Below are 19738 nucleotides of genomic sequence, written 5' to 3'. Positions count from 1 at the left end.
TGACCGCGCGGCTGGTGACCCTCGCTCCCGACAACGGTGCGCAACACTACGGTCCGCGACCGGCGGAACACGGAGACGACACACCCGGGGGACGCGGCGATGGCGGCACCGCAAAGGACTTTGGAGGCTTCCTTGGCCTGCGGAAGACCCACCGGCCGGCGACCGGCCGGTCACGTCGCCGTCGCTCCGAGCCCCCGGGTCAGACCGTGGCCGCCGGGGCGCGGCGCTGGCCGCGGATGCCGTGCCGGACGGTGCCCTCGTCCAGCCAGCGGTCCAGGTGCGCCCAGGTGGTCGTCCGCGCGGACCGTCCGGTCAGCACGTCGAGGTGCCCGCCGGACACGACCTCGAAGCGCACCTTCGGCGCCCCCGGCAGGAGCCGGATCAGCGGCAGGACGGAGCGGACCGGCGCGGCGCCGTCGCCGCGTCCCGCGATGGCCAGAACCGGCACCCGGATCCGCCGCAGCTCCACCCGCCGGCCGTCGACGTCCAGGCCGCCGGAGGCCAGCGCGTTGTTCCGGAAAAGGGCGCGGTGAATGTGCCGCGCGGTGCGGCCGGGAAATTCGGCCATCGCCGCGGTGAATTGATCGACCGCCTCGATCTGGGCGAGGAGATCGGCATTGTCGAGATGGGTCAGCGTCCGATACGGGCGAAGGAGCCGTTCCTCGATTCCGGCGGGGAGGCGCGGCGCCGGCAGCCGGACGGGCCGCCGCGCCGCGCGGGCGTCGACCGGTGCGGCGACGGCGGCGACCGAGGCGATCGGCAGGCCCGGGTCGTCGGCGGCGGCCAGCAGCGACACGACCCCGCCGAGGCACCAGCCGACGAGCTGGACGGGCTGCCCGCCCGCGTCGCGGCTGACCGCCCGGATCGCCGCCGGAAGCACGTCGCGGACCCATTCCCGCAGGTCGATGGGGTCGAGGGGGTCGAGGCCGTCGTCGAGCAGGTAGCCGGTCCGGCCGGCGCGCACCACGTGCTCGGCGAGGCTGCACCCGCGGCGCAGGTCGTAGCAGCGGGCCGGGACGGCCGGCGGCGGCACGAACAGCACCGGCGGCCCCGCGGGCACCACCCCCTCCGGCGGGCGGTACCGCCGAACCCGGCGGCCCGCCCCACCCCCGTCCACCGGATCGGCCGGCATCGGGCGCAGATCGGCGATGTGGCCGTGTCGTGCGAGCCGGACGGCATTGGCCGCGGCGGTTCGCGCACCTCGCGGGGAAAGGATCATTTCGCCATTATCCATCCGCATTGGCAGAGCGCGGCGTGAGCACATTGACCAAAGGCGGCCCATCGCCCTTGCAAGCATTAGTACACTGGTCAGCGCACCCGGAGAATATCCGGCTCGTGAAGCCGGTGTTAATTCGCCTTGACAGCGCGTCCCGGCGGGTCCGTAATGGGCCTGCGGGCCGGACCGGCGATGGCGCGCTCCAGCGGCCGCCGGCGGCACCGGCCCGGCGCGGGCGCCCCGGTCTCGCGCCGCCGCCGCGACATCGCGCATAATGTCGGTCACAGCCAGTAGCAGCGGCGCTACAGGGGCAGGCGGCAGGTGGGCGCGATGACGACCCTCGATCCGGCGAACTCCACAGGCGCGAACGCCACGGGCGCGGCCGCCACGGGCACGGCCGTCCCCGCGGGCGCGCGGGCGGGCGAGGCCGTGCTTCCCGACGGCCGCGTCCGCGTCCCGCCGCGCGGGCGGCTCGGGTTCCCGCCGCGCGGCCGTCCCCGGGCGCCGCAGGAAGAGCAGGTCCCCGGCACGCCGGCGCGGGCGCCGCGCGGCCCGGTCCTGCTGCCGCTTCGCCGTCCCCGCTCCGCCGCCGATCCCGTGCTGCCCGCCGTCGCGCCGCTGCTCGCGGTGCACCGGGCCGCGTGCCCGGGCGGCGACGAGGCGGAGCTGCTGCGCGGGTACGAGGTCGCCGAGCGGCTGCACCGCGGCCAGCTGCGCAAGTCGGGCGCGCCCTACATCACCCATCCGCTGGCCGTCGCGATGATCCTCGCCGGGATGGGCATGGACACCACCACCCTCGTCGCCGCGCTCCTGCACGACACCGTCGAGGACACCCACTACACCGTCGGCGAGGTGCGCGCCGACTTCGGCGAGGAGGTCGCGGTCCTGGTCGACGGCGTGACGAAGCTGGACGGCAGCCGGTGGGGCGACCGCGCCGAGGCCGAGACGTTCCGCAAGATCGTCCTCGCCGCGGCGGCCGACCTGCGGGTGCTGGTCATCAAGCTGTCCGACCGGCTGCACAACCTGCGCACGCTGCGCTACCGGCCGGCGCACAAGCGCGCCCCGTACGCCAAGGCGTCGCAGGAGCTGCTCGTCCCGTTCGCCGAGCGGCTCGGCATCCACGTGCTGAAGCGCGAGATGGACGACCTGGCGTTCGCCGCCCGCTCCCCCGACGCGCACGCCGCGACCGAGCGCGCCGTCCGGGCGGCGCTGCGGCGGGCCGGCGCGGCGTTCGCGCCCGCAATCGCCCGGATCCGCGCCGCGCTCGCCGAGCACGGCGTTCGCGCGCAGGTGCGGATCCGGCCGTCGCACCTGTACGCGGTGCACGTGTCGTCCGGCGGCGACCTGGCCGGGCTGCGGCCCTGCGAGGCGGCCCGGCTCCTGCTGGTGGTGGACGGCTCGGAACGCGACTGCTACATCGCGCTGGGCGCGGTGCACGCCGCGCTGCACCCGGTCCCCGGGCAGGTCCGCGACTACATCGCGGTGCCGAAGGACAACATGTACCGGTCGCTGCACACCCGGGTCATCAGCCCGGACGGCGACCCGTTCGAGGTGATCGTGCGCAGCGAGGCGATGCACCCGGTCGCCGAGTACGGCATCGTCGCGCACATCCGTCGGGCCCGCGACGACGACGCCGCGACCGCCGACGCGGTGGCCGGCCGCCGCGACCTGGCGTGGCTGAGCCGGCTGCTGGCCTGGCAGTCCAACGCGCCGTCCGCCGACTTCCTGGACGGCCTGCGCGCCGACCTCGCCGCCGGGCACGTCGCCGCGTTCACCCCGGACGGCCGCGCCGTGCCGCTGCCGGAGGGCGCGACCGCGCTCGACTTCGCCTACGCGCTGGACCCCGGCACCGGCGACCGCTGCATCGGCGCCGTCGTCAACGGGCGGCTCGCGCCGATGTCGGTGCAGGTCCGCAGCGGCAACGTGGTGGAGGTGCTCACCGACCCGGCCGGCTCCCCGTCCGAGGACTGGCTCGACTTCGCGGTGACGGTCCCGGCGCGCATGCACATCCGGCGCTGCCTGGCGCTGCGGCGCGCGGAGGAGGCCGCGGACGCCGGCCGCCGCACCCTCGTGCGCGCGCTGGCGCAGCGGCGGCTCGACCTGCTCGCCGCGGAGGCGCGCGGCGACTCGCTGGCCGTCGCCCGCGACCTCGGCTACGGCGAGATCGAGCAGATGTACGGGGCGCTGGCGGCCGGCGCGCTCGGCCTGGACGACCTGGTGGCCCGCTTCACCCGGCTCTGACATTCCCGACTACCCTGGTCGGCGTGATGATCGCATGACGGGCGAGGGACCGTTCGAGTACGGCGTGGACGGGCCGAAGGTGATCGTGGCCGGCGTCGACGGGTCGGAGACCTCGCTGCACGCGGGCGCGTACGCGTGGGGCCTGGCGCGCCGCGGCGGGGCCCGGCTGATCCTCGTGCACGTGGCGCCGATAGCGGCGCTGTCCACGCTCACCGCCGGCGGCGCCGCGGTCATGCGGGAGGCGGGCGAGGCCGTCGCCGAGGAGCTGCGCCGCGAGCTGGAGCGCGCCGCCGCGCGGGACGAGGTCCGGTACGAGTTCGTCACCGAGCAGGGCGACCCGTTCACGGTGATCTCCCGCGTCGCCGACGAGAACCGCGCGGACGCGGTGATCGTCGGCGCGTCCGCGCAGGCCGGGCACCGGCTGATCGGGTCCGTCGCGGTCCGGCTAGTGCGCACGGGCCGCTGGCCGGTGACCGTCGTCCCGTGACCCGCCCGCGATCGGCGGTGCGGTCAGGTTGGACGCCGGCGGCAAGGGAAGTGGTCCGGTGAACCGTGCGGAGGACGAGGCGGGGGCGGCGATGTCGGAGCCTTACCTGACGGAGGTCGGCTGGGCGGGGTCCGCGCTCCGCGTCGCCGGCGCGATCAGGCGCGACGGCGACCTGCCGCTGATCCCGGAGATGGAGCTGGTGCTGCGCGAGCACGACGGCGGCGGGCTGCTGCGGCTCCCCGCGTCCGTCACGGCGGAGGACGGGCTGGTCACCTTCGAGGCGCTGGTGGACGTCGCGTCCGTCGGAGGCGGCGAGCCGCTGCCCGGCGGCCTCTGGGACGTCGGGCTCGCCATCGGCGCGCCGCCCGGGGGGCGGGTCGTCGACCTCGGATCCGAACGCGCGCCCGGCCTCGACACCGCGCCGCAGCGGCGGTTCCTGCCCGGCGCCGTGACCGTCGCCGCCTACTTCGGCGGGCGCGGCACGCTGTCCATCGACGTCGGCGGGCGCTCCCACGTCGCCGGCACGACCGCCGCTGACGCGGTCGCCTGGGACGAGCGGCGCGCCGAGGTCGTCGTCACCGGGCACATCGACCGCGGCTGGATCAGCATGCCGATCTCCGGGACGCTGATCCTCACCGAGCGGCGCACCCGCAAGACCTTCGAGGTCATCGCGGCGCTGGAGGAGGCGGACGACCGGCTCGGCTACCGGGCCGTGCTGCCGGTCACCCGCGCGTACGTCGACGACCCGCTGCCGCGCGGCGACTGGGACGTCTCGCTCTGCCTCGGCTTCTCCGGCATGCACCGCGAGCTGTGCGTCCTCGCCCCGGACGAGCCGGTCGACGTGCAGGTGTGGCGGCGGCTCCGGCACGTGCGCGTGGCGTCCTCGTCCGCGCCGGACCCGCTGACCATCACGGTCGGCCGCGCCTGAACGCCCGGTCGGGCCAGAACGGCCGCGACCCCGCGGCCACCACCCCCGCCAGCAGCACGACGACCGCCGTCCCGCCGATCAGGTTGACGCACGCGGTCGCGACCGCCGCGTCGAACGGCCCGTGCAGCAGCAGCGGCAGGATCGTCAGCAACACCACCGCCGTCCCGCCGATCCACGCGAACGCCCGGACCGGGCGCGCCGCCGTGGCCAGCAGCAGGTGCATCAGCGCGGTCGCCTGGATCGTCCCGGCCATCGCGACGAGCGCGTAGCTCGTCGCCGCCGGGCCCGCCGGGGTGCGGCCTCCCGCGAACACCGGCACGTCCAGCCCGAACAGGCCGCGCAGCCCCATCACCGCCGCGAACGCGGTGCCCGCCGCGGCCAGCGACGCCGCCGTCCCCGCCCACCACAGCGGGCGCAGCGGCAGCGCCGACCCCGCCGAGATCTCCTCGTGCAGGGCGACGAACTCCTGGTACCTCCGCGCCGGAGCCTCACCCCGGCGCCGCCGCGCCGTGGAGGGACACCGGAACGACCGCTCGTACGGCCGTGGCGCAGGACGGCCGGCGTGCCTGCCGGGCAGGCCGCCGGGGTACCGCCCGAATGGCGTATCGGGCATGTTCCCTCCCCCCGGTGCGAACGATGTAGGTGCTACCCGGCCGCGATAGGGGGAACTCTCCCAAGCACAACAATTTGCAGATGTTTGGCCCCGTCACCGGTCATAGCGCCGTTCATCGCGTAAGTGAAAGTCGCGGGGGGCGCGCGGACCGATAGCGTCGGCACGGTGGAACGACAATTCACCGTCGCGCAGGCGCGCGCGCTGGTCCCCGAGGTCCGCGAGCGCGCCGCCGAGATCGTCCGGCTCCGCGCCGACCTCGCCGAACTGGCCCTCGACCTGCGCACCGCCGGGGAGTCGGCGTTCGGCGGGATGGCCGAGGCCAAGTCCTACGAGGCCCGCATCGACGAGCACGTCGGCTGGTTCACCGACCAGGGCATCGAGATCAAGGGCATCGCCCCGTTCCTGATCGACTTCCCCGCGACGCTGGACGGGCGGTCGGTGCGGCTGTGCTGGCTGGAGGGCGACACCGAGCTGGCCTGGTTCCACCGCACCGAACTCGGCTTCGCCGGCCGCCGCCCCCTGCCCTGAGAAACGCGAAGGACCCCGGGGGTCGCCCCCCCCGGGGTCCTGCCACGTTCGTTCGTCAGACCTGGCCGGCCTTCTCCAGCGCCGCGCAGCAGGTGCCGGTGATGAGCCGGGCCACCACGTACGGGTCGACGTTGGCGTTCGGGCGGCGGTCCTCGATGTAGCCCTTCTTCTCCACCTCGACCTGCCACGGGATCCGCACGGACGCGCCGCGGTTCGACACGCCGTAGCTGAACTCGCTCCACGGCGCCGTCTCGTGCATCCCGGTCAGGCGGCGCTCGATGTCGGCGCCGTAGCCCTGGACGTGCTCCTGCGCCCGCTCGGCGAGCGCCTCGCACGCGGTGATGATGGCGTCGTAGTTCTCGCGCATCGCCTTGGTCGAGAAGTTGGTGTGCGCGCCGGCGCCGTTCCAGTCGCCCTCGACCGGCTTCGGGTCGAGCGTCGCGGACACGTCGAACTCCTCGGCGATGCGGTAGAGCAGCCACCGCGCGACCCACATGTGGTCGCCGACCTCCAGCGGGCCCGCCGGGCCGATCTGGAACTCCCACTGACCGGGCATGACCTCGGCGTTGATGCCGGAGAGCTTCAGGCCGGCGTCCAGGCAGGCGTCCATGTGCCGCTCGACGATCTCGCGGCCGAACACCTCGTCCGCGCCGACGCCGCAGTAGTAGAAGCCCTGCGGGGCCGGGAAGCCGCGCTCGGGGAAGCCGAGCGGGCGGCCGTCCTTGAAGAAGGTGTACTCCTGCTCGATGCCGTACCAGGAGTCCTGGTCGGCGTACTGCTCCGCGATCGGACGCAGCTCGGCGCGGGTGTTGGTCTTGTGCGGCGTCCCGTCGACGAGGAAGACCTCGCACAGGACGAGCTTGTGGTCGCCGCCGCGCAGCGGGTCGGGGCAGGAGAAGACCGGCTTGAGCACGCAGTCCGAGTGGTCCCCGGGGGCCTGGTTCGTGCTGGAGCCGTCGAAGCCCCAGTCCGGCAGGTCGGCGCCGTCCGGGAGGATCCTGGTCTTGGACCGCAGCCGCGCGGTGGGCTCGGTGCCGTCGATCCAGATGTACTCGGCCTTGTAGCTCAACGTCGATCCCTTCGCTCACTGCCGGGGCCTTGTGGGTTTCTCGGCACGGGACACGCTGCCAACCAGGCATTTCGCACCTGTTGCCCATATGTGAACGCCGTGTAACACGCGCCCCGGCCGCACCGAGGCGTTCCTCACACCCCGCCTCGCACCGCGCCGTCCGGGCCCGGGGCCCCGCTCGTTCAGCGCTTCCTGCCGGGGCCGCGTCAGGAGGTGCCGGACGGCCAGTCCCAGCGGGGCACCTCGCGCAGGGGGTGCAGCTCGTCGTCGGTCTCGGCGTGGGAGTTCTGCACCGCGACCCGCGTGCCGAACTCGACGTGCTCCAGCAGCGCCTGCCGGAACGGCGCGTCGTCGGGCAGCTTCGCGGCGTCGGCCGCGGCCATGTACAGCTCGACGAACCTGCGCCGCTGCTCCTCGGTGATCTTCAGGTGGCGGTGCACCTCGATGAGATGGGAGAAGCCGCCCATCTCGCGCGAGAAGGTGTCGGGGCCGCCGAACGTCTCGGCGGTGAAGGCCGTCAGGTGGTCGACGTGCGTGGGCCGTCCCTCGCCGAACAGCGGTTGCAGGAGCGGGTCGGCGAGCAGCGAGGAGTAGAACACGTCGATGAACCGGTGGAGGCCCTCATGGCCTCCCGCATGCTCGTACAGCGTCCGCATGACCCCACCAAGCTCGCCGTGTCCGGTACACGCCGTTTATCGCAGCACCGGCCCGCCCCTGTCCACGGCATCGCCGGATCCGGCCGCCGGCGCGGTCAGCCGAGTTCGGCCTGCTCGTCGAAGAGCTTGGCCTTCCACTCCCGCTCCAGGGCGGTGGTGTCGTTGTCGTCGGGGTGGAAGTCGCGCCGGTTGTAGTCGCGCAGATGCCGGACGACGTCGCGCTGGAGGAACGGCGAGGTGCGCAGGCGGCGCAGGCTGCGGGCCAGGCGCGGCAGACGACGTGCCTCCGGGTCGAGCGCCAGCGACACCACCGTCAGCCCGATGACGAACAGCAGGAAGTCGACGGTGACGGCGTTCATCACCCACCGGCGGACGCGCTGGTCGCCGCTGACGGTCTGGAAGACGTCGAACGCCACGGACTTGTGCTCGCTCTCCTCCAGCGCGTGCCACAGGAACATCCGCCGGATCTCCGGCTCGGTGAACATGTCCCGCGCCTCCGGCTTGTTCAGCAGCACGTAGGCGAGCGTGGCGGTGTAGTGCTCCAGCGCGGCGGTGACGGCGAGCTGCACGTCCGGCGGCAGCACCCGGGAGAGGAGCGCCAGCCCGTACTTGGTCTGGCGGTCGATGAACCGGGTCGGGTAGCCGAGCCCGCGGAGCCGCTCGTTGAAGTGGCGGTGCTCGCGGCCGTGCGTCACCTCCTGGCCGATGAACCCGGCGACCTGCGTCTTCAGCTCCGGGTCGGTGACCTCGTCGCGGTAGTGCCGCACGGTCTTGACGAAGAAGTCCTCGCCCTCGGGGAACACCGACGACAGCACGGTGACGATGTGGCTCATGACGAGGTCGTCGTTCATGTAGTGGCGCGGCAGCCGGCCCTCGGGGTACTCGAACTGGACGCGGCGGGCGCGCACGGTGCGGGGGCGGATGCGGAAGGCGGAAGTGCTCATGGGACTTCAGGTCCGTTCAGAGGGGGATATCCGCTTTGCCCTCGACGGTACGAACGCCCGCATGATCCCATCAACCCTGCCGGTAAGTGACCCGCGTCACAATTGGACGCCATGCCAATTGCCGACCGGCCGATGAGTTCTGCGACCGGGCGAGGTCCACCCCTACAGGCCACGAGCGAAACCCGGAGGAGCCCATGACCGCCAAGGCACTACCGCCCGTCGTCGACGCCGAGACCTGGCAGCGCCACCTGGAGGAACTGCGCGCCCGCGAGAAGGCCGCGACCAGGGAACTCGACGCGATCGCCGCCCAGCGCCGGCGGATGCCGATGGTCGAGATGCCCGACTACACCCTGGAGGGCGAGGACGGACCGGTCAGCCTCGCCGACATCTTCGAGGGCAAGTCCCAGCTGATCGTCTACAACCACATGTGGTTCCCCGGCGAGACGTGGCAGTGCCCGGGCTGCACCGGGTACACGTCGCAGTTCACGCGCCTCGCGTTCCTGGACGCCTACGACGCCCGCTTCGTCATCGTCACGCAGGGCCCGATCGACGAGGCCCTCGCCTACAAGCGGCGGGTCGGCAACAAGATGACCTGGTACTCCACCGCCAACAGCTCCTTCGGCGCCGACGTGGGCGCCCCGCCCGGCGGCGCCTTCGCGGTCAACGTCTTCCTGCGCGACGGCGACACGGTCTACCGCACCTGGCACACCAGCGGACGGGGCACCGAGCAGCTCAGCTACACCTTCCCGCTCATCGACCTCCTGCCGTACGGCCGTCAGGAGGAGTGGCAGGACGTCCCCGAGGGCTGGCCGCAGTCCCCCACGTACAGCCGCTGGCCCAGCTCCAAGGACATCGCCGCCGCCTACGGCGAGGACGCCTAAGGCAGCGGCTCCCCGACCGAGGGCGGGACGTCCGGCCACGCGAGCGTCAGGTCGTCGGGCGCTCACCGGCGTTGAGACGGTAGTGGGCGCGCTCGCCCTCGGGAATGGGGAACGAGCTGTGCACCCACATCACCGGGACCAGGGCGGCCAGCTCGGTCGCCGCGCGCACCGGGTCGCGGTCGAGCAGCCGCAGGGCCAGTTCGCCGCGCAGCGCGACCGCCGACAGGCTGAAACCCAGCACGTCGTGCAGGTCACGGCCGATCCGGACGCGCTCGGCGGCGACGGCCGCCGCCGCCAGCTCGTGCCGGGCCCGATCGAGCAGGACGACCAGATCCGAGAGCCGGGACAGGCTGTAGAACAGCCACGCCAGGATCACGGTGGAAAGCAGCTCCGTCACCACGCCCGTCGGCGGAGAGACCGGAGGCGGGGTGACGGAGAGCACGGCCACCAGGACCAGCACGGCCGCGGCGATCGCCCATGACCTGGGCGGACGCACCCGGACCAGCACCGCGCCGACGAGCAGCCCCCACATGCCCTCGACCACGCCCAGGACGCCCGCCACGTAACTCCCGGGCCAGGCCACCGGAATCATCAGCAGCCCGAGCACGATCAGCCTCCCGCGTCCCGGCCGCGACACCAGCAACGGCACGCTCACGGCGAGCAGCGGGACCAGCAGGTAGAGCCAGCGCGGGTCCCCGGAAAGGAGGAAGACGTTCACGACCTCCCTCACCGCCTGGATGAGCACCACGGCGACGAGGATGAGGCGAACGAACCCGGGCGACCTCACCGGCGGCGGTGTGCGGCGGTCGCTTGCGTCGCGGTAATCGCTCGCCATCGAACGCACTTCGGTCAGCGTCCGTCGCGCCGTCTCGGTGGCCTCCCGGACCTCGGCACGGGCGTCCTCGGGCGCCGCACTGGCCGCCGCCGCTGCCAGCCTGCCGGCGATCGACCGCAGGCCGGTGCCCACGGTCTCGCGCAGCTCGGCGTCCATCCGCAGCCGTTCCCGGACCGTCTCCAGCCTGGCCAGGTCGTCGCGGGCGGCGTGCAGATCCACCACCATCCGGCTGACGGTGTGCAGGCTGAACACGATCAGCGCGTCCGTCGCCAGCGCCAGCGGCCGCCAGAACCAGATCCCGACCGGCTCCCCGGCCAGCGCTCCTGCGATCGCCGTGCCGAGGAGGACGAGGCCGAGCAACGGCCAGGACACCCGCGCCGGAAGCGCGACCAGCACGCCCGCCCCGACCGTCCACGGCAACCACTCCCACTCCATGCCGACCAGCGCGAACGGCGCCAAGGCCAGCACCACCAGTACCGCCAGCGACGTGTAACGCACGCCCGCCCGCCACCGCCGCGCGAGCAACGCCACCAACGGCGGATAGGACGCCATGGCCACCACCCACGCCTCGACGCCCAGCCCCTTCCTGGCCGCGTCGAACAACCGGACGCAGAAGACCAACCCCAGCGCGGTCCACAACATCAGCCGCGCAACCCGCGCCTGAAAATCCTCAGCCCCCACAACGTCTCCCACGGCATTCTCCCTGGCACCGCGAACAAACAAGCAGTTGCTTGAACCCCTGACCGATGCCAGCCTTGAACGATGGACGACCTCGATCTGACCGACCTGGATCGGTTCGCGCACGGGTTTCCATACGACGTCTTCGACGGGCTCAGGCGGGACGCGCCGGTCTGGTTCCACCCCGCCACCGAGAACACCCCGGGCGGCGAGGGATTCTGGGTGATCAGCCGCTACGCCGACATCGTCTCCGCCGCGTCCGGCGCCGCGACGTTCTCCTCCGAGAGCGGACCGGGCCGCACGGGCGGAGGCACCCTCATCGAGGACCTCCCCAGCGGCTTCGCCACCGGCGTCCTGCTGAACATGATGGACGACCCCCGGCACCAGCGATTCCGCCGCCTGCTGACCCCGAGCCTGTCCCCGCGCACACTACGAACGATCGAAGAAGACCTCCGCCAACGCGCAGAGCGAATCGTGGAAACCGCCTTGACAAAAGGCGATTGCGACTTCCTGACCGACATAGCAGCAGAACTGCCACTACAAGCAGTAGCACAACTCCTCGGCGTCCCCCAAGAGGACCGGCACCAACTACTCCTCTGGGCCGACGCCACGCTAGACCACAAAGATCGAGCCCTGGGCGAAAGTACCGAGCGCACCCAACAGGCAGCAGCGGAAATGTTCGCCTACGGCTCAACCCTCCTAAAACGCAAACAAACCAATCCCACCAACGACCTCCTCTCCGTCGCAGCAAACGCCCACATCGACGGCGCTCCCCTCTCAGATCTAGAGCAGCAAATGCTCTTCAACCTCCTGATCGCCGCAGGCACCGAAACCACCCGAAACGCCCTAGCCATCGGCATACACGCCGTGATCGAGAACCCGGCAACATGGGAGCAACTCCAGTCCAACAGAAACCAGCTCCCGACCGCCGTCGAAGAGATGCTCAGATGGGCCTCCCCCACGCCCTACAACCGCCGCACCGCCACCCGCGACACCACCATCGCCGACCAGCAGATCCGTGCAGGAGACAAGGTCACCCTATGGTGGGCGTCCGCAAACCGCGACGAAGAAATATTCCCCGACCCCCACCACTTCGACATCACACGCACCCCGAACCCCCACCTGGCATTCGGCCGCGGCAGCCACTTCTGCCTAGGCGCCGCCCTGGCCCGAATGGAGATGCGCGTAGTGCTAGACACCCTCCTAGACAGAGTCGACTCCCTCGAACTGACCGCCCCGATCGAACACACAAGAAGCAACAAACACACAGGCATCCGCCACATGCCCGTCCACCTAACCCCTCGCTGAGGCCTCCGGAACCCGCCCCAGCCCGGCACGCGAACTCCCCCTCCCCGCGACCGGCCTTCAACCTCCCACCCACCGGCCACAAAGTCCTATTTGTGCCCATTCAAAAGGCCCCACGCGCCCTCGAACCGACCCCCGGCCGCCTCACTCGGTCCCGTCGCAGCACACGCGCGAATGGATCACCTGGCCGATTACGGTCAGCATCGAAGCGGGACGGAAGCGTGAGCAATCCGTGGTTAAGCTCTCCCCAGGGCGGTCGCCACTCGCCCTGCCAAGTCGCAGCACGGGTGAGCCATCGGTCTAGGGAGCCGACGTGAACGTGAACGACCCGGATCGGCTTCTGTCGGCTCTCGCACTGCCGGAGACGCAGACGGACGCCGTCACGCGAAAACTGTGCGCGACCGTATACCTGGATTGGCGATTCGCCGAGTTCTGCCGCGAACAACTGTGCCACGCGAGCATGGTGGCGGCCGCCCCGTCACACGGTATCGACGATATCGCCGTGGCCAGGCATGCGGTCCACGCCTACGAGCTGGAAAAACTCCGGTTTCGGCGCGTGAGCGCGGGGATCGTTTTCTTCTACGCCGCCCTGGCCCTGGCCGTCGTGGAGGCGGTCAACGGTTCCCCTCGGGGCGCTCTCGTCATGGCGCTCATCGCATTGCTCTTCCTGGCCGCCGGCGCGGTGGTCAATGTCCGATCGGAACTGGCGTCAAGGCGCACGGCACTGAGCCTGGTGCGCGATCAAGGGCACGACCCGCGCGAATCGGCTCCGCGTCTTTCCGCCGCGCTGGAGAAATCGCTCGCGGAGCGCTCTCGGGCCAACGTGGTCGTCTACGACGCCGAGATCGGTGCCGACAACCCCTTCATCGGCAGCGGATGGCGCATAACCGAGGCGGTATGGGCCCCCATCGACGTGGGAACCGCAGCCAAGGACGCCTCCGGAAACCCGCTGGCCATCCGCTCCTTCACCGCCGCCGACCTGCACGAGTTCCTGATCGAGCGGATGCCCGGTCTCGGCTTCGAGAAACTGACCGCCGTCGACCGGCTCTATGTCCCCGGCCTGTCGGCCACGAAGGTCCCCGGGCTGGTACCGGATCCGCTGCGCGGTCCGGTCTCGACGGTGGACGAGCGCCTCGTGCGCGCAGGGGTGAACGTCCAAGGCGGCCAAACGCGCACCTACCTGTGCTTGCAGCACGTCAGCCGGGGCGGCGCGCTGGTCGTCTCCATGTACGTGCGCGCCCGCCTCGTGCAGGACAGGCTCACCTGGGAAACGCACGCCTACGTTCTACCGCCGCTGTCCCCGCTGCTGGTGTCCAAAGTGGACAAGCTTCCGCGGAGACGGAACGAACTCTTCTGGGACACGGTCGCCACGCACGGCTTCCAGGGTCTGCCGCTCGTACTGGCGGCACCCGCCATGCTGCTGGCACGCCCGTTCGTCTCCAGCGAGTTCCTCGAACAGCAGGCCTCAGGCCGACACGACGTCAAACGAAAGCGCGACGTCGACTACGGCGCGGTCATGGTCATCCGCGAGGTCGTCAGCGACTTCGGCGAGATGGGCTTCGCGGAGCGCACCGACGCCGTGGACTACTTCCAACGGCTCCAGCAGGGCGTTCTCACCGCCACCAAGGAGTTCCTCGGCGAACACAACATCGACACCTCCGATCTGAAGACCAAGCAGCAGCACATTGTCAGCATGCACACCTACAACTTCACCGGAGACATCACCGGCCCCGGACACATCTTCGGTGACCACGGAGTGCAGAAGCACACGGACGACCCGCCCCAGTCCGGAGAGTAGCCACGCGCACGCAGGAGGTCATTGTGAGCACCTACAACTTTCCCGGTGGCATCTCCGGCGCGGGCCACCATTTCGGTGACGGCGGCCAGCATGTCCACCACCACCGGACGTCCGACCTCGGTCCGCTGGTTCGCGAGCTCCGGCGCCAGATAAGCGCCGCGACGCCGCCCCTCCCCTCCGACGTCGACGAGACCGCCGAGCAACTCGAAGCGGAACTCGAAAACGAGAACCCCAACCCGGGACGCCTGCGCCGCCTGATCGAGCAGATCACCACGGCGGCCGCAGCCACCACCGCCATAGCAGGCGCAGCCGAACAGGTCGCCGGCGCGATCCAACACATATGAGCCCCGACCGACCTGATGAGAGCCGCGAACCGCGCCAGCGCCCCAAGCGCCGCCGCTCCCTCCTCGACATACGGCTCCAGCCGGCCCACCCAGCACGACCTAATGCCACGCGAGCTCCGCTCCCCCAACCTCTGCAAACTGACCGCCCACCCTCGTCCGTCCTGACGCCCCCAGGCGCGAGCCGGTCCCGGCCGCGCGGGCGGCCGGGACCGGAAGGGCGGGACGGTCAGTCGGCGCAGATCGCGTAAACGCTGATGCCGACGTCGTTGTAGCCGATCTGGCGGCCGAGCGCGATCCAGCCGCGGCCGTCCGACGTCGGGAAGGACCCGACGAGGATGGCGCCGTTGCCCTGCGCCTCCCCACCACCCCCGAGAACGTGCTTGCTGCCCGGGCAGTAGAGGGTCCGCCGCTGGAAGTTGGGGACGTTGGCGTTCGGCAGGGCCACGATCTGGTAGCCGGCCGGGAGGGCGGCGACCCGCGACGCGTCCGGCCGAGCAGGTGCACCGGCGTTCTGCGCACTGGCGACGCCGGCGGAAGCCAGGCAGGTCGCCGCGGCGGTCACGGCCAGAGTCGCAGCGGTGATCTTCAAGGACGGCATGTGCTCTCCTTCGATGGCGGTCCCCCACCGCCGGCACCCTGCGCCACCAAGTTGCGGATGCGCCGACGCACAGACGGTGAGAAGCCCACGGACTTGAACACCAGGAGTGTCACTAAGAACACAAAGAGCATCTATAGCCATCCGTACGCATCCGACTACACAGAGTGCCGCAATACAGGCTACGGAGAGTGTTTATGGTCGGCGGAGGCCTCGTCACCTGCCGTAATGGACCCCACCTAGTGCGCCCCCTGACCTCGTTCGGCCATCCAGTTGCAGCACCTCAACCACTGCGCCTCGTCCCCACAGTGCACGCCAAGCCCCACCCGAGGCACCGCTTGTTCCCCCACCACATCGAAGGCAATGCCCCACCTCGGCGAACGAGACCTTCACCCGACTGGGCGCAAACGGTCACCAGACAGCGCCCCCGACCTCCGCCCAAGCACGCCCCCGGACGGCCCGTCTCACTGGAGTGCCACCGCACCCGCCGGCCGCGGCCGTTGCATCAGACGGGGCGCGATGCGCGGCCCAGCACGGCCGCTCGGTGACCGACGCCCACGCCACACGCCCTTTGGACGGCATGGGTCGACGGAAGGTCGCCCACATGGTTCCAGCAACGGCACATCGATTCGGGCTACCTAAAAAGATCAATAGGGGCGACCTTCAATTAGTCAGATACATGAGGTCGCCGTGTGTGCATTTTTACATTGCGATCTTTACACGATAGACCGGATGATGCCCACACGCCCGAAACCGCTCTCACCGAGAGCCGTCGGCGATTTGCCGATAATGTCGTCCAGTATTTCACGGCCGCACGCCGCGAAGGAGGAGCGGGACAAACTATGCCCAAGAAGGAGCGCCAGCAGGCCGATCGCGCCATCAGTCTAATATTCGTTATTGCATTCGCCTACACTGCCTTCATTCGGAACTGGATTGCCTTTATTGCATTGATCTTTCTCGGCGCTTTCATTTATCTGGCATTCTTCCGTCAGACGTCGTGCGACGTTGAAAGAGTAGACGGAGGCGCGTGCGGCAACACTGCGTATGGCTGGTTGGGCGCCTGTCATTTCCGGAGGCACAAGCGAATAAAGAGAAATGCCATTCTGGCGGGCATGACGTTGCGGCGACCGGCTCCCGAACCTCCAGCGCGCCGATACAGGGGAAGCGAGCGGGACAATCATGAGGAAGCGACGCAGATATCCGAATCGGGAGGCGTTACCCGTTTGGCCTACGATTGCGCGATGCTCATCGCAACGGTGGCGGGTTCCGTGGCATCCATCCTGGCTTTGGCGACTCCGAACTAACCAACTATCCAGTCTGATGATTAGAAGCGACTCCCCGCGCGTGTGAGCGGGGGCAGAGCCTGGGCGTGTTACTTGCGAACCGATGCCCGGCCGTTGGACTATCTGCCGAGTATGCGGATGCCGTCGTGTTGGCGGATGGGGACCGCCGGATGCGCGGCCAGGGCGTCTTGGACTCGGATGGCGAAGGCTTCGTCGGCCAGCTCGGTGACCTCGTCGGCTGTGACCCACCGGAAGGCGGAGGTCTCGTCGGACTCCCGGAGGGAGCCGGCCTCGGCCTTGCAGCGGAAGACCAGGGCGACGATGCCGCGGGTCATGTTCTTGTAGACGCCGGTCAGGGCGATCGGCGTCACGTCCAGGCCGGTCTCTTCCTGAACCTCGCAGCGAAGGCCCGTGATGATGTCCTCGTCCTGCTCCAGGACGCCGCCGGGCGCCTCCCAGCGACCGTTGTCACGGCGCTGGATGAGGAGGGCGCGCCCCTGGTCGTCCACAACGACCCCCGCCACGCTGACGGAGTGGCGACTGCCGGGCATTTCGCAAGCTCCTCTGACCAGGTCTGGCTACTAGACTCAACGCTAGTACATGTACGTACGAGTTGAGGAGCTGGCCGCGCGTGGGCGAGCTAGGGTTGCCGGACCTGGATCCGACAAGCGATCGGCCGGTCTTCAAGCAGATCGCGGATCACCTGCGGGCGGCAATCGACAGCAAAGAGCTGTCACCGGGCGAGAAGCTCCCTTCGGAGAGCCAGCTGATCGGTCACTATGACGTTGCCAGGATGACGGTGCGCCATGCTCTCCAGATTCTGCAGAGCGAGGGGCTGACCGTCGCCGAGCACGGCAAAGGCGTTTTCGTTCGGTCCCGGCCGCCAGTACGGAGGCTGGCCTCCGACCGCTTTGCTCGGCATCACCGCGAGCAAGGCAAGGCGGCTTTCATCGCGGAGGCCGAGGAGGCCGGCGTCACTCCGTCGGTCGACTCCATTGATGTCACGGAAAGCACGCCTTCGACAGAGATTGCATCGAAGCTAAATCTCGCAAGTGATGACCTGGTCATCGTTCGGACGCGTCGGTATCTGCTCGATGGGCACCCGGTGGAGCTGGCGACCTCGTACATCCCGGCCTCGATCGCTCGCGACTCGCGGATCGCGCAGGCCGATAGTGGGCCTGGTGGGATCTACGCTCGGCTGGAAGAACTCGGCCATCGTCTCGACCACTTCACCGAGGAGATCCGGGCCCGGATGCCGCTGCGCGGAGAGGCGCGAGCGTTGAGGCTCGCACCCGGCGTACCGGTGTTCCACCTGGTCCGTACGGCTTATGACCAGGCAGGACGGGCGGTCGAGGTCTGCGACACGGTCATGTCGAGTGACGCCTACGTCCTCTCCTACGAGCTCCCAGCGCGTTAGGGCTTGACTCATCTAGATGAGTTGTGACACGGTCTCCCTACTTGTCTAGACGTCTAGGCGTGATCGATGACCTGGGCGTCCGCCCTTCAACTCCGTCCTGGGAGGTCTCGGTCATGAACGATGCAGATGCGAAGTACGAGGAGAGTTCCTGGCGCGCCGCTGCTCTGGCACTGGTGGACGCGCTCGAGCGGCGCGGGCTGGATGCTCACGTGCACGGGATTGGTGCGGTGCGAGTGAGCAATCCGGCCGGGGATCCCGACCCGAATGACCCGCGCGGAGCGTTGATGCATCCGGGGATGCGTCAAGAGATGGTGTGCCGCCACCACGAGGGCGCATTGTGGTGGTTGTGGGTGTGGTCGGGGCCGACGCGCCAGTCTCCGCCGGAGCTGGAGCCGCTGTGCCCGTTACTGGATACCGACACTGCGGCGGAGCGGATCGCGCGAGTGCTCGCAGTGCCGTTCGCTGGCTCTCCGGCCGAGGCCGACTCATGAACGTGGTCCGGGTCGTGCTTCCGGACGGGCTGAGCGGGCGTCCGGTCGCTGCTCAGATCGAAAGCGAGTTCCCGGGCGTCTGTGCCTGGTACGGCAAGGCGACTGGAGCGTGGTGGGCGATGGTCCGGGTCCAAGGCGTCCCGCGGCTTGTCGAGGCCGTGAATCCTCAGGAGTTGCGCAGAGCGATCATCTACGCGACGGGATGGTCGTGGCCGCGTGACGCCCACGATCCGCCTGAATGGCATGAACCAACCCCTGCGCCTTGGTGAGAGACACGGGGTTTTGGGTGGTGGGCGCGGACGGTTTCGAACCGCCGACTCCTCGCTTGTAAGGCGAGTGCTGCCCTCACATCCACTGACCTGCGGTAACGCATCCCCGCACCGTCTCTTGGGGCCTCCATGATGGCACAAGCGACGTCTCATTCCCATAGTTGGTGGGGAACGAAGTCATCCTGATTCTGAGTCCGTTCCCCACCCTGGCGGGGAAGGCACAAAGGCGAGTTCTGTTGACCAGGTCACCGTAGCGATACGGGGTTATGACTACTTCAGGAGCAATCCTGACGTCGTTCCCGCCGAACGAGGGAAGCGCGTCATACCTACTGATACTCCGTACGACTCGCACGGAGTATGACTACGACTTCGGCCGGGCGAGATTGCCGGCCCCCAGGCACGGATGAGCCCCGGTGCTGGCGGTCACCGGGACTACGGGTGGGTCAGGCACCGTCCCCAGCGGTTCACCGGCGGCCTGGGGGGCGCACGCAAGTTCCCCTCGAGGGGTCTGGTCATGTGCGACTGCCGCCTCGGCCAACTCGACGACGACGGCACCCAACTTCCCCTCATCAAGATGAAGCCCGCCAAGTCCAGCGACGCCAGGCGGTACCTGATCTACAAGTGCAAGAGCAGGAAGGCGGGCAGCTGCGGCAGGCGCAGCATCAAGATGGAGGACATGGGCGACCCCGTCATCGACCTGCTGTGCGCCGTCCCGGAGCAGATCGAGGCGAGCGGGGACCCGGAGGTCGATGACTGGCGCAAGGCCCTTGAGGACAAGCTGCTGGGCTACGAAAGGCGCAAGAACGAGCTGCGCGAGGAGTTCGCCGAGGGCGAGTACAGCCCGAAGGAGTACCGCCAGACGCTTGCCCTCATCGACTCCAAGATGGACGACGTCAGCGGGGAGCTGGCCAAGCTCGGTGTGAAGACCCGGCTGAACCTCACGGCTGCCGAGCTGCGCGAGCGGTGGGAGGACCCGGAGTGGCCGCTGGCCCAACAGCGGGCCACGCTCATGGCGTACATCCAGGAGATCCGGATCAGCCCCGCGACCCGGCCCTACTCGGTCTTCAACCCCGACCGGATCGACATCGTCTGGCGGTGACTTTCCCCAAGGATCTGGGGAAAGCTGAGTGCGATCACCGGAGTGAATCCCTACTGTCATC

General features: G+C 69.8%; 20 protein-coding genes and 1 tRNA gene. 12 read left to right on the top strand and 9 right to left on the bottom strand.

The annotated features are described in order from the left end of the window. Positions 1-199: 199 nt before the first annotated feature. The gene (locus QP089_RS17180) at positions 200-1219 is read right to left on the bottom strand and encodes an alpha/beta fold hydrolase (RefSeq protein WP_285912625.1); all 1020 of its coding nucleotides are present in this window, start codon (positions 1217-1219) and stop codon (positions 200-202) included. Positions 1220-1546: 327 nt separating this feature from the next. On the opposite strand from QP089_RS17180, the gene QP089_RS17175 reads away from it, so the two are divergent. From QP089_RS17175 to QP089_RS17165, 3 genes are read left to right on the top strand one after another with little or no spacing between them, the layout of a single operon-like run. After that, positions 1547-3457, top strand: coding sequence for a RelA/SpoT family protein (locus tag QP089_RS17175; RefSeq protein WP_285912624.1), 1911 nt, complete (start codon positions 1547-1549; stop codon positions 3455-3457). Between the two features lie 34 nt (positions 3458-3491). After that, complete coding sequence (locus QP089_RS17170; protein WP_285912623.1) at positions 3492-3944, top strand: universal stress protein; 453 nt, start codon at positions 3492-3494, stop codon at positions 3942-3944. A gap of 58 nt (positions 3945-4002) precedes the next feature. Then, entirely contained in the window at positions 4003-4872 is an 870-nt protein-coding gene (locus tag QP089_RS17165; RefSeq protein WP_285912622.1) for a hypothetical protein, read from the top strand. Here the strand turns inward: QP089_RS17165 and QP089_RS17160 are convergent. Next, complete coding sequence (locus tag QP089_RS17160; RefSeq protein ID WP_285912621.1) at positions 4853-5485, bottom strand: hypothetical protein; 633 nt, start codon at positions 5483-5485, stop codon at positions 4853-4855. The two genes, QP089_RS17165 and QP089_RS17160, sit on opposite strands and share 20 nt — an antisense overlap. A gap of 165 nt (positions 5486-5650) precedes the next feature. Between QP089_RS17160 and QP089_RS17155 the strand changes: the two genes are divergently transcribed. Further along, a complete protein-coding gene (locus QP089_RS17155) occupies positions 5651-6013 on the top strand; it encodes a DUF2203 domain-containing protein (RefSeq protein WP_285912620.1) in 363 nt (120 codons plus the stop codon). Positions 6014-6068: 55 nt separating this feature from the next. On the opposite strand, the gene glnII is transcribed toward QP089_RS17155, so the two are convergent. From glnII to QP089_RS17140, 3 genes are all read right to left on the bottom strand, one after another. Next, positions 6069-7082 (bottom strand): glutamine synthetase GlnII, encoded by a 1014-nt coding sequence (glnII, locus tag QP089_RS17150; protein WP_285912619.1) that lies wholly within the window; start codon positions 7080-7082, stop codon positions 6069-6071. Positions 7083-7288: 206 nt separating this feature from the next. Next, positions 7289-7738, bottom strand: coding sequence for a group II truncated hemoglobin (locus tag QP089_RS17145; protein WP_285912618.1), 450 nt, complete (start codon positions 7736-7738; stop codon positions 7289-7291). Positions 7739-7833: 95 nt separating this feature from the next. After that, on the bottom strand, positions 7834-8682 hold the full coding sequence (locus QP089_RS17140; protein WP_285912617.1) for a metal-dependent hydrolase: 849 nt from the start codon (positions 8680-8682) through the stop codon (positions 7834-7836). A 194-nt stretch (positions 8683-8876) separates the two neighbouring features. Between QP089_RS17140 and QP089_RS17135 the strand changes: the two genes are divergently transcribed. Then, positions 8877-9563, top strand: coding sequence for a DUF899 domain-containing protein (locus QP089_RS17135; protein ID WP_285912616.1), 687 nt, complete (start codon positions 8877-8879; stop codon positions 9561-9563). Between the two features lie 46 nt (positions 9564-9609). On the opposite strand, the gene QP089_RS17130 is transcribed toward QP089_RS17135, so the two are convergent. After that, positions 9610-11091: a histidine kinase dimerization/phosphoacceptor domain-containing protein gene (locus tag QP089_RS17130; RefSeq protein WP_285912615.1), complete on the bottom strand. Its 1482-nt coding sequence runs from the start codon at positions 11089-11091 to the stop codon at positions 9610-9612. 69 nt (positions 11092-11160) lie between these two features. Here QP089_RS17130 and QP089_RS17125 point away from each other — a divergent pair, with 69 nt between their 5' ends. The 3 genes from QP089_RS17125 to QP089_RS17115 all read left to right on the top strand — a co-directional run bounded on the left by QP089_RS17125 (position 11161) and on the right by QP089_RS17115 (position 14523). After that, positions 11161-12384, top strand: a complete 1224-nt coding sequence (locus tag QP089_RS17125) for a cytochrome P450 (protein WP_285912614.1) — start codon at positions 11161-11163, stop codon at positions 12382-12384. A 310-nt stretch (positions 12385-12694) separates the two neighbouring features. Beyond that, on the top strand, positions 12695-14179 hold the full coding sequence (locus tag QP089_RS17120) for an AbeC-like domain-containing protein (protein ID WP_285912613.1): 1485 nt from the start codon (positions 12695-12697) through the stop codon (positions 14177-14179). Between the two features lie 23 nt (positions 14180-14202). Next, positions 14203-14523: a hypothetical protein gene (locus tag QP089_RS17115; protein WP_285912612.1), complete on the top strand. Its 321-nt coding sequence runs from the start codon at positions 14203-14205 to the stop codon at positions 14521-14523. A gap of 226 nt (positions 14524-14749) precedes the next feature. Here the strand turns inward: QP089_RS17115 and QP089_RS17110 are convergent, their stop codons facing one another. Next, complete coding sequence (locus tag QP089_RS17110; RefSeq protein WP_285912611.1) at positions 14750-15121, bottom strand: hypothetical protein; 372 nt, start codon at positions 15119-15121, stop codon at positions 14750-14752. Positions 15122-15960: 839 nt separating this feature from the next. Here QP089_RS17110 and QP089_RS17105 point away from each other — a divergent pair. Beyond that, positions 15961-16422, top strand: coding sequence for a hypothetical protein (locus QP089_RS17105; RefSeq protein WP_285912610.1), 462 nt, complete (start codon positions 15961-15963; stop codon positions 16420-16422). 98 nt (positions 16423-16520) lie between these two features. Here the strand turns inward: QP089_RS17105 and QP089_RS17100 are convergent, their stop codons facing one another. Then, positions 16521-16952, bottom strand: coding sequence for an NUDIX hydrolase (locus tag QP089_RS17100; protein ID WP_285912609.1), 432 nt, complete (start codon positions 16950-16952; stop codon positions 16521-16523). 80 nt (positions 16953-17032) lie between these two features. Here QP089_RS17100 and QP089_RS17095 point away from each other — a divergent pair, with 80 nt between their 5' ends. Both QP089_RS17095 and QP089_RS17090 read left to right on the top strand, forming a co-directional pair. Next, entirely contained in the window at positions 17033-17818 is a 786-nt protein-coding gene (locus QP089_RS17095; protein WP_285912608.1) for a GntR family transcriptional regulator, read from the top strand. Between the two features lie 59 nt (positions 17819-17877). After that, complete coding sequence (locus QP089_RS17090; protein ID WP_285912607.1) at positions 17878-18309, top strand: hypothetical protein; 432 nt, start codon at positions 17878-17880, stop codon at positions 18307-18309. 287 nt (positions 18310-18596) lie between these two features. Here QP089_RS17090 and QP089_RS17085 read toward each other — a convergent pair. Then, positions 18597-18685, bottom strand: a tRNA-Val gene (locus QP089_RS17085). Between the two features lie 407 nt (positions 18686-19092). Between QP089_RS17085 and QP089_RS17080 the strand changes: the two genes are divergently transcribed. Further along, the gene (locus QP089_RS17080; protein ID WP_285912606.1) at positions 19093-19677 is read left to right on the top strand and encodes a hypothetical protein; all 585 of its coding nucleotides are present in this window, start codon (positions 19093-19095) and stop codon (positions 19675-19677) included. The last annotated feature ends 61 nt before the right edge of the window (positions 19678-19738 follow it).

The sequence above is a fragment of the Actinomadura opuntiae genome, from assembly GCF_030283205.1.
GTDB lineage: Bacteria > Actinomycetota > Actinomycetes > Streptosporangiales > Streptosporangiaceae > Spirillospora.
Note: the sequence above shows the minus strand (reverse complement) of the source record. Positions and strands in the feature narration are given on the sequence as shown.

Excerpts from the sequence above, each read along its gene's own strand:
- QP089_RS17180 (WP_285912625.1), bottom strand. The coding sequence starts at position 1,219 with ATGATCCTTTCCCCGCGAGGTGCGCGAACCGCCGCGGCCAATGCCGTC.
- QP089_RS17175 (WP_285912624.1), top strand. The coding sequence starts at position 1,547 with ATGACGACCCTCGATCCGGCGAACTCCACAGGCGCGAACGCCACGGGC.
- QP089_RS17170 (WP_285912623.1), top strand. The coding sequence starts at position 3,492 with ATGACGGGCGAGGGACCGTTCGAGTACGGCGTGGACGGGCCGAAGGTG.
- QP089_RS17160 (WP_285912621.1), bottom strand. The coding sequence starts at position 5,485 with ATGCCCGATACGCCATTCGGGCGGTACCCCGGCGGCCTGCCCGGCAGG.
- QP089_RS17145 (WP_285912618.1), bottom strand. The coding sequence starts at position 7,738 with ATGCGGACGCTGTACGAGCATGCGGGAGGCCATGAGGGCCTCCACCGG.
- QP089_RS17140 (WP_285912617.1), bottom strand. The coding sequence starts at position 8,682 with ATGAGCACTTCCGCCTTCCGCATCCGCCCCCGCACCGTGCGCGCCCGC.
- QP089_RS17135 (WP_285912616.1), top strand. The coding sequence starts at position 8,877 with ATGACCGCCAAGGCACTACCGCCCGTCGTCGACGCCGAGACCTGGCAG.
- QP089_RS17125 (WP_285912614.1), top strand. The coding sequence starts at position 11,161 with ATGGACGACCTCGATCTGACCGACCTGGATCGGTTCGCGCACGGGTTT.
- QP089_RS17110 (WP_285912611.1), bottom strand. The coding sequence starts at position 15,121 with ATGCCGTCCTTGAAGATCACCGCTGCGACTCTGGCCGTGACCGCCGCG.
- QP089_RS17105 (WP_285912610.1), top strand. The coding sequence starts at position 15,961 with ATGCCCAAGAAGGAGCGCCAGCAGGCCGATCGCGCCATCAGTCTAATA.
- QP089_RS17100 (WP_285912609.1), bottom strand. The coding sequence starts at position 16,952 with ATGCCCGGCAGTCGCCACTCCGTCAGCGTGGCGGGGGTCGTTGTGGAC.
- QP089_RS17080 (WP_285912606.1), top strand. The coding sequence starts at position 19,093 with ATGTGCGACTGCCGCCTCGGCCAACTCGACGACGACGGCACCCAACTT.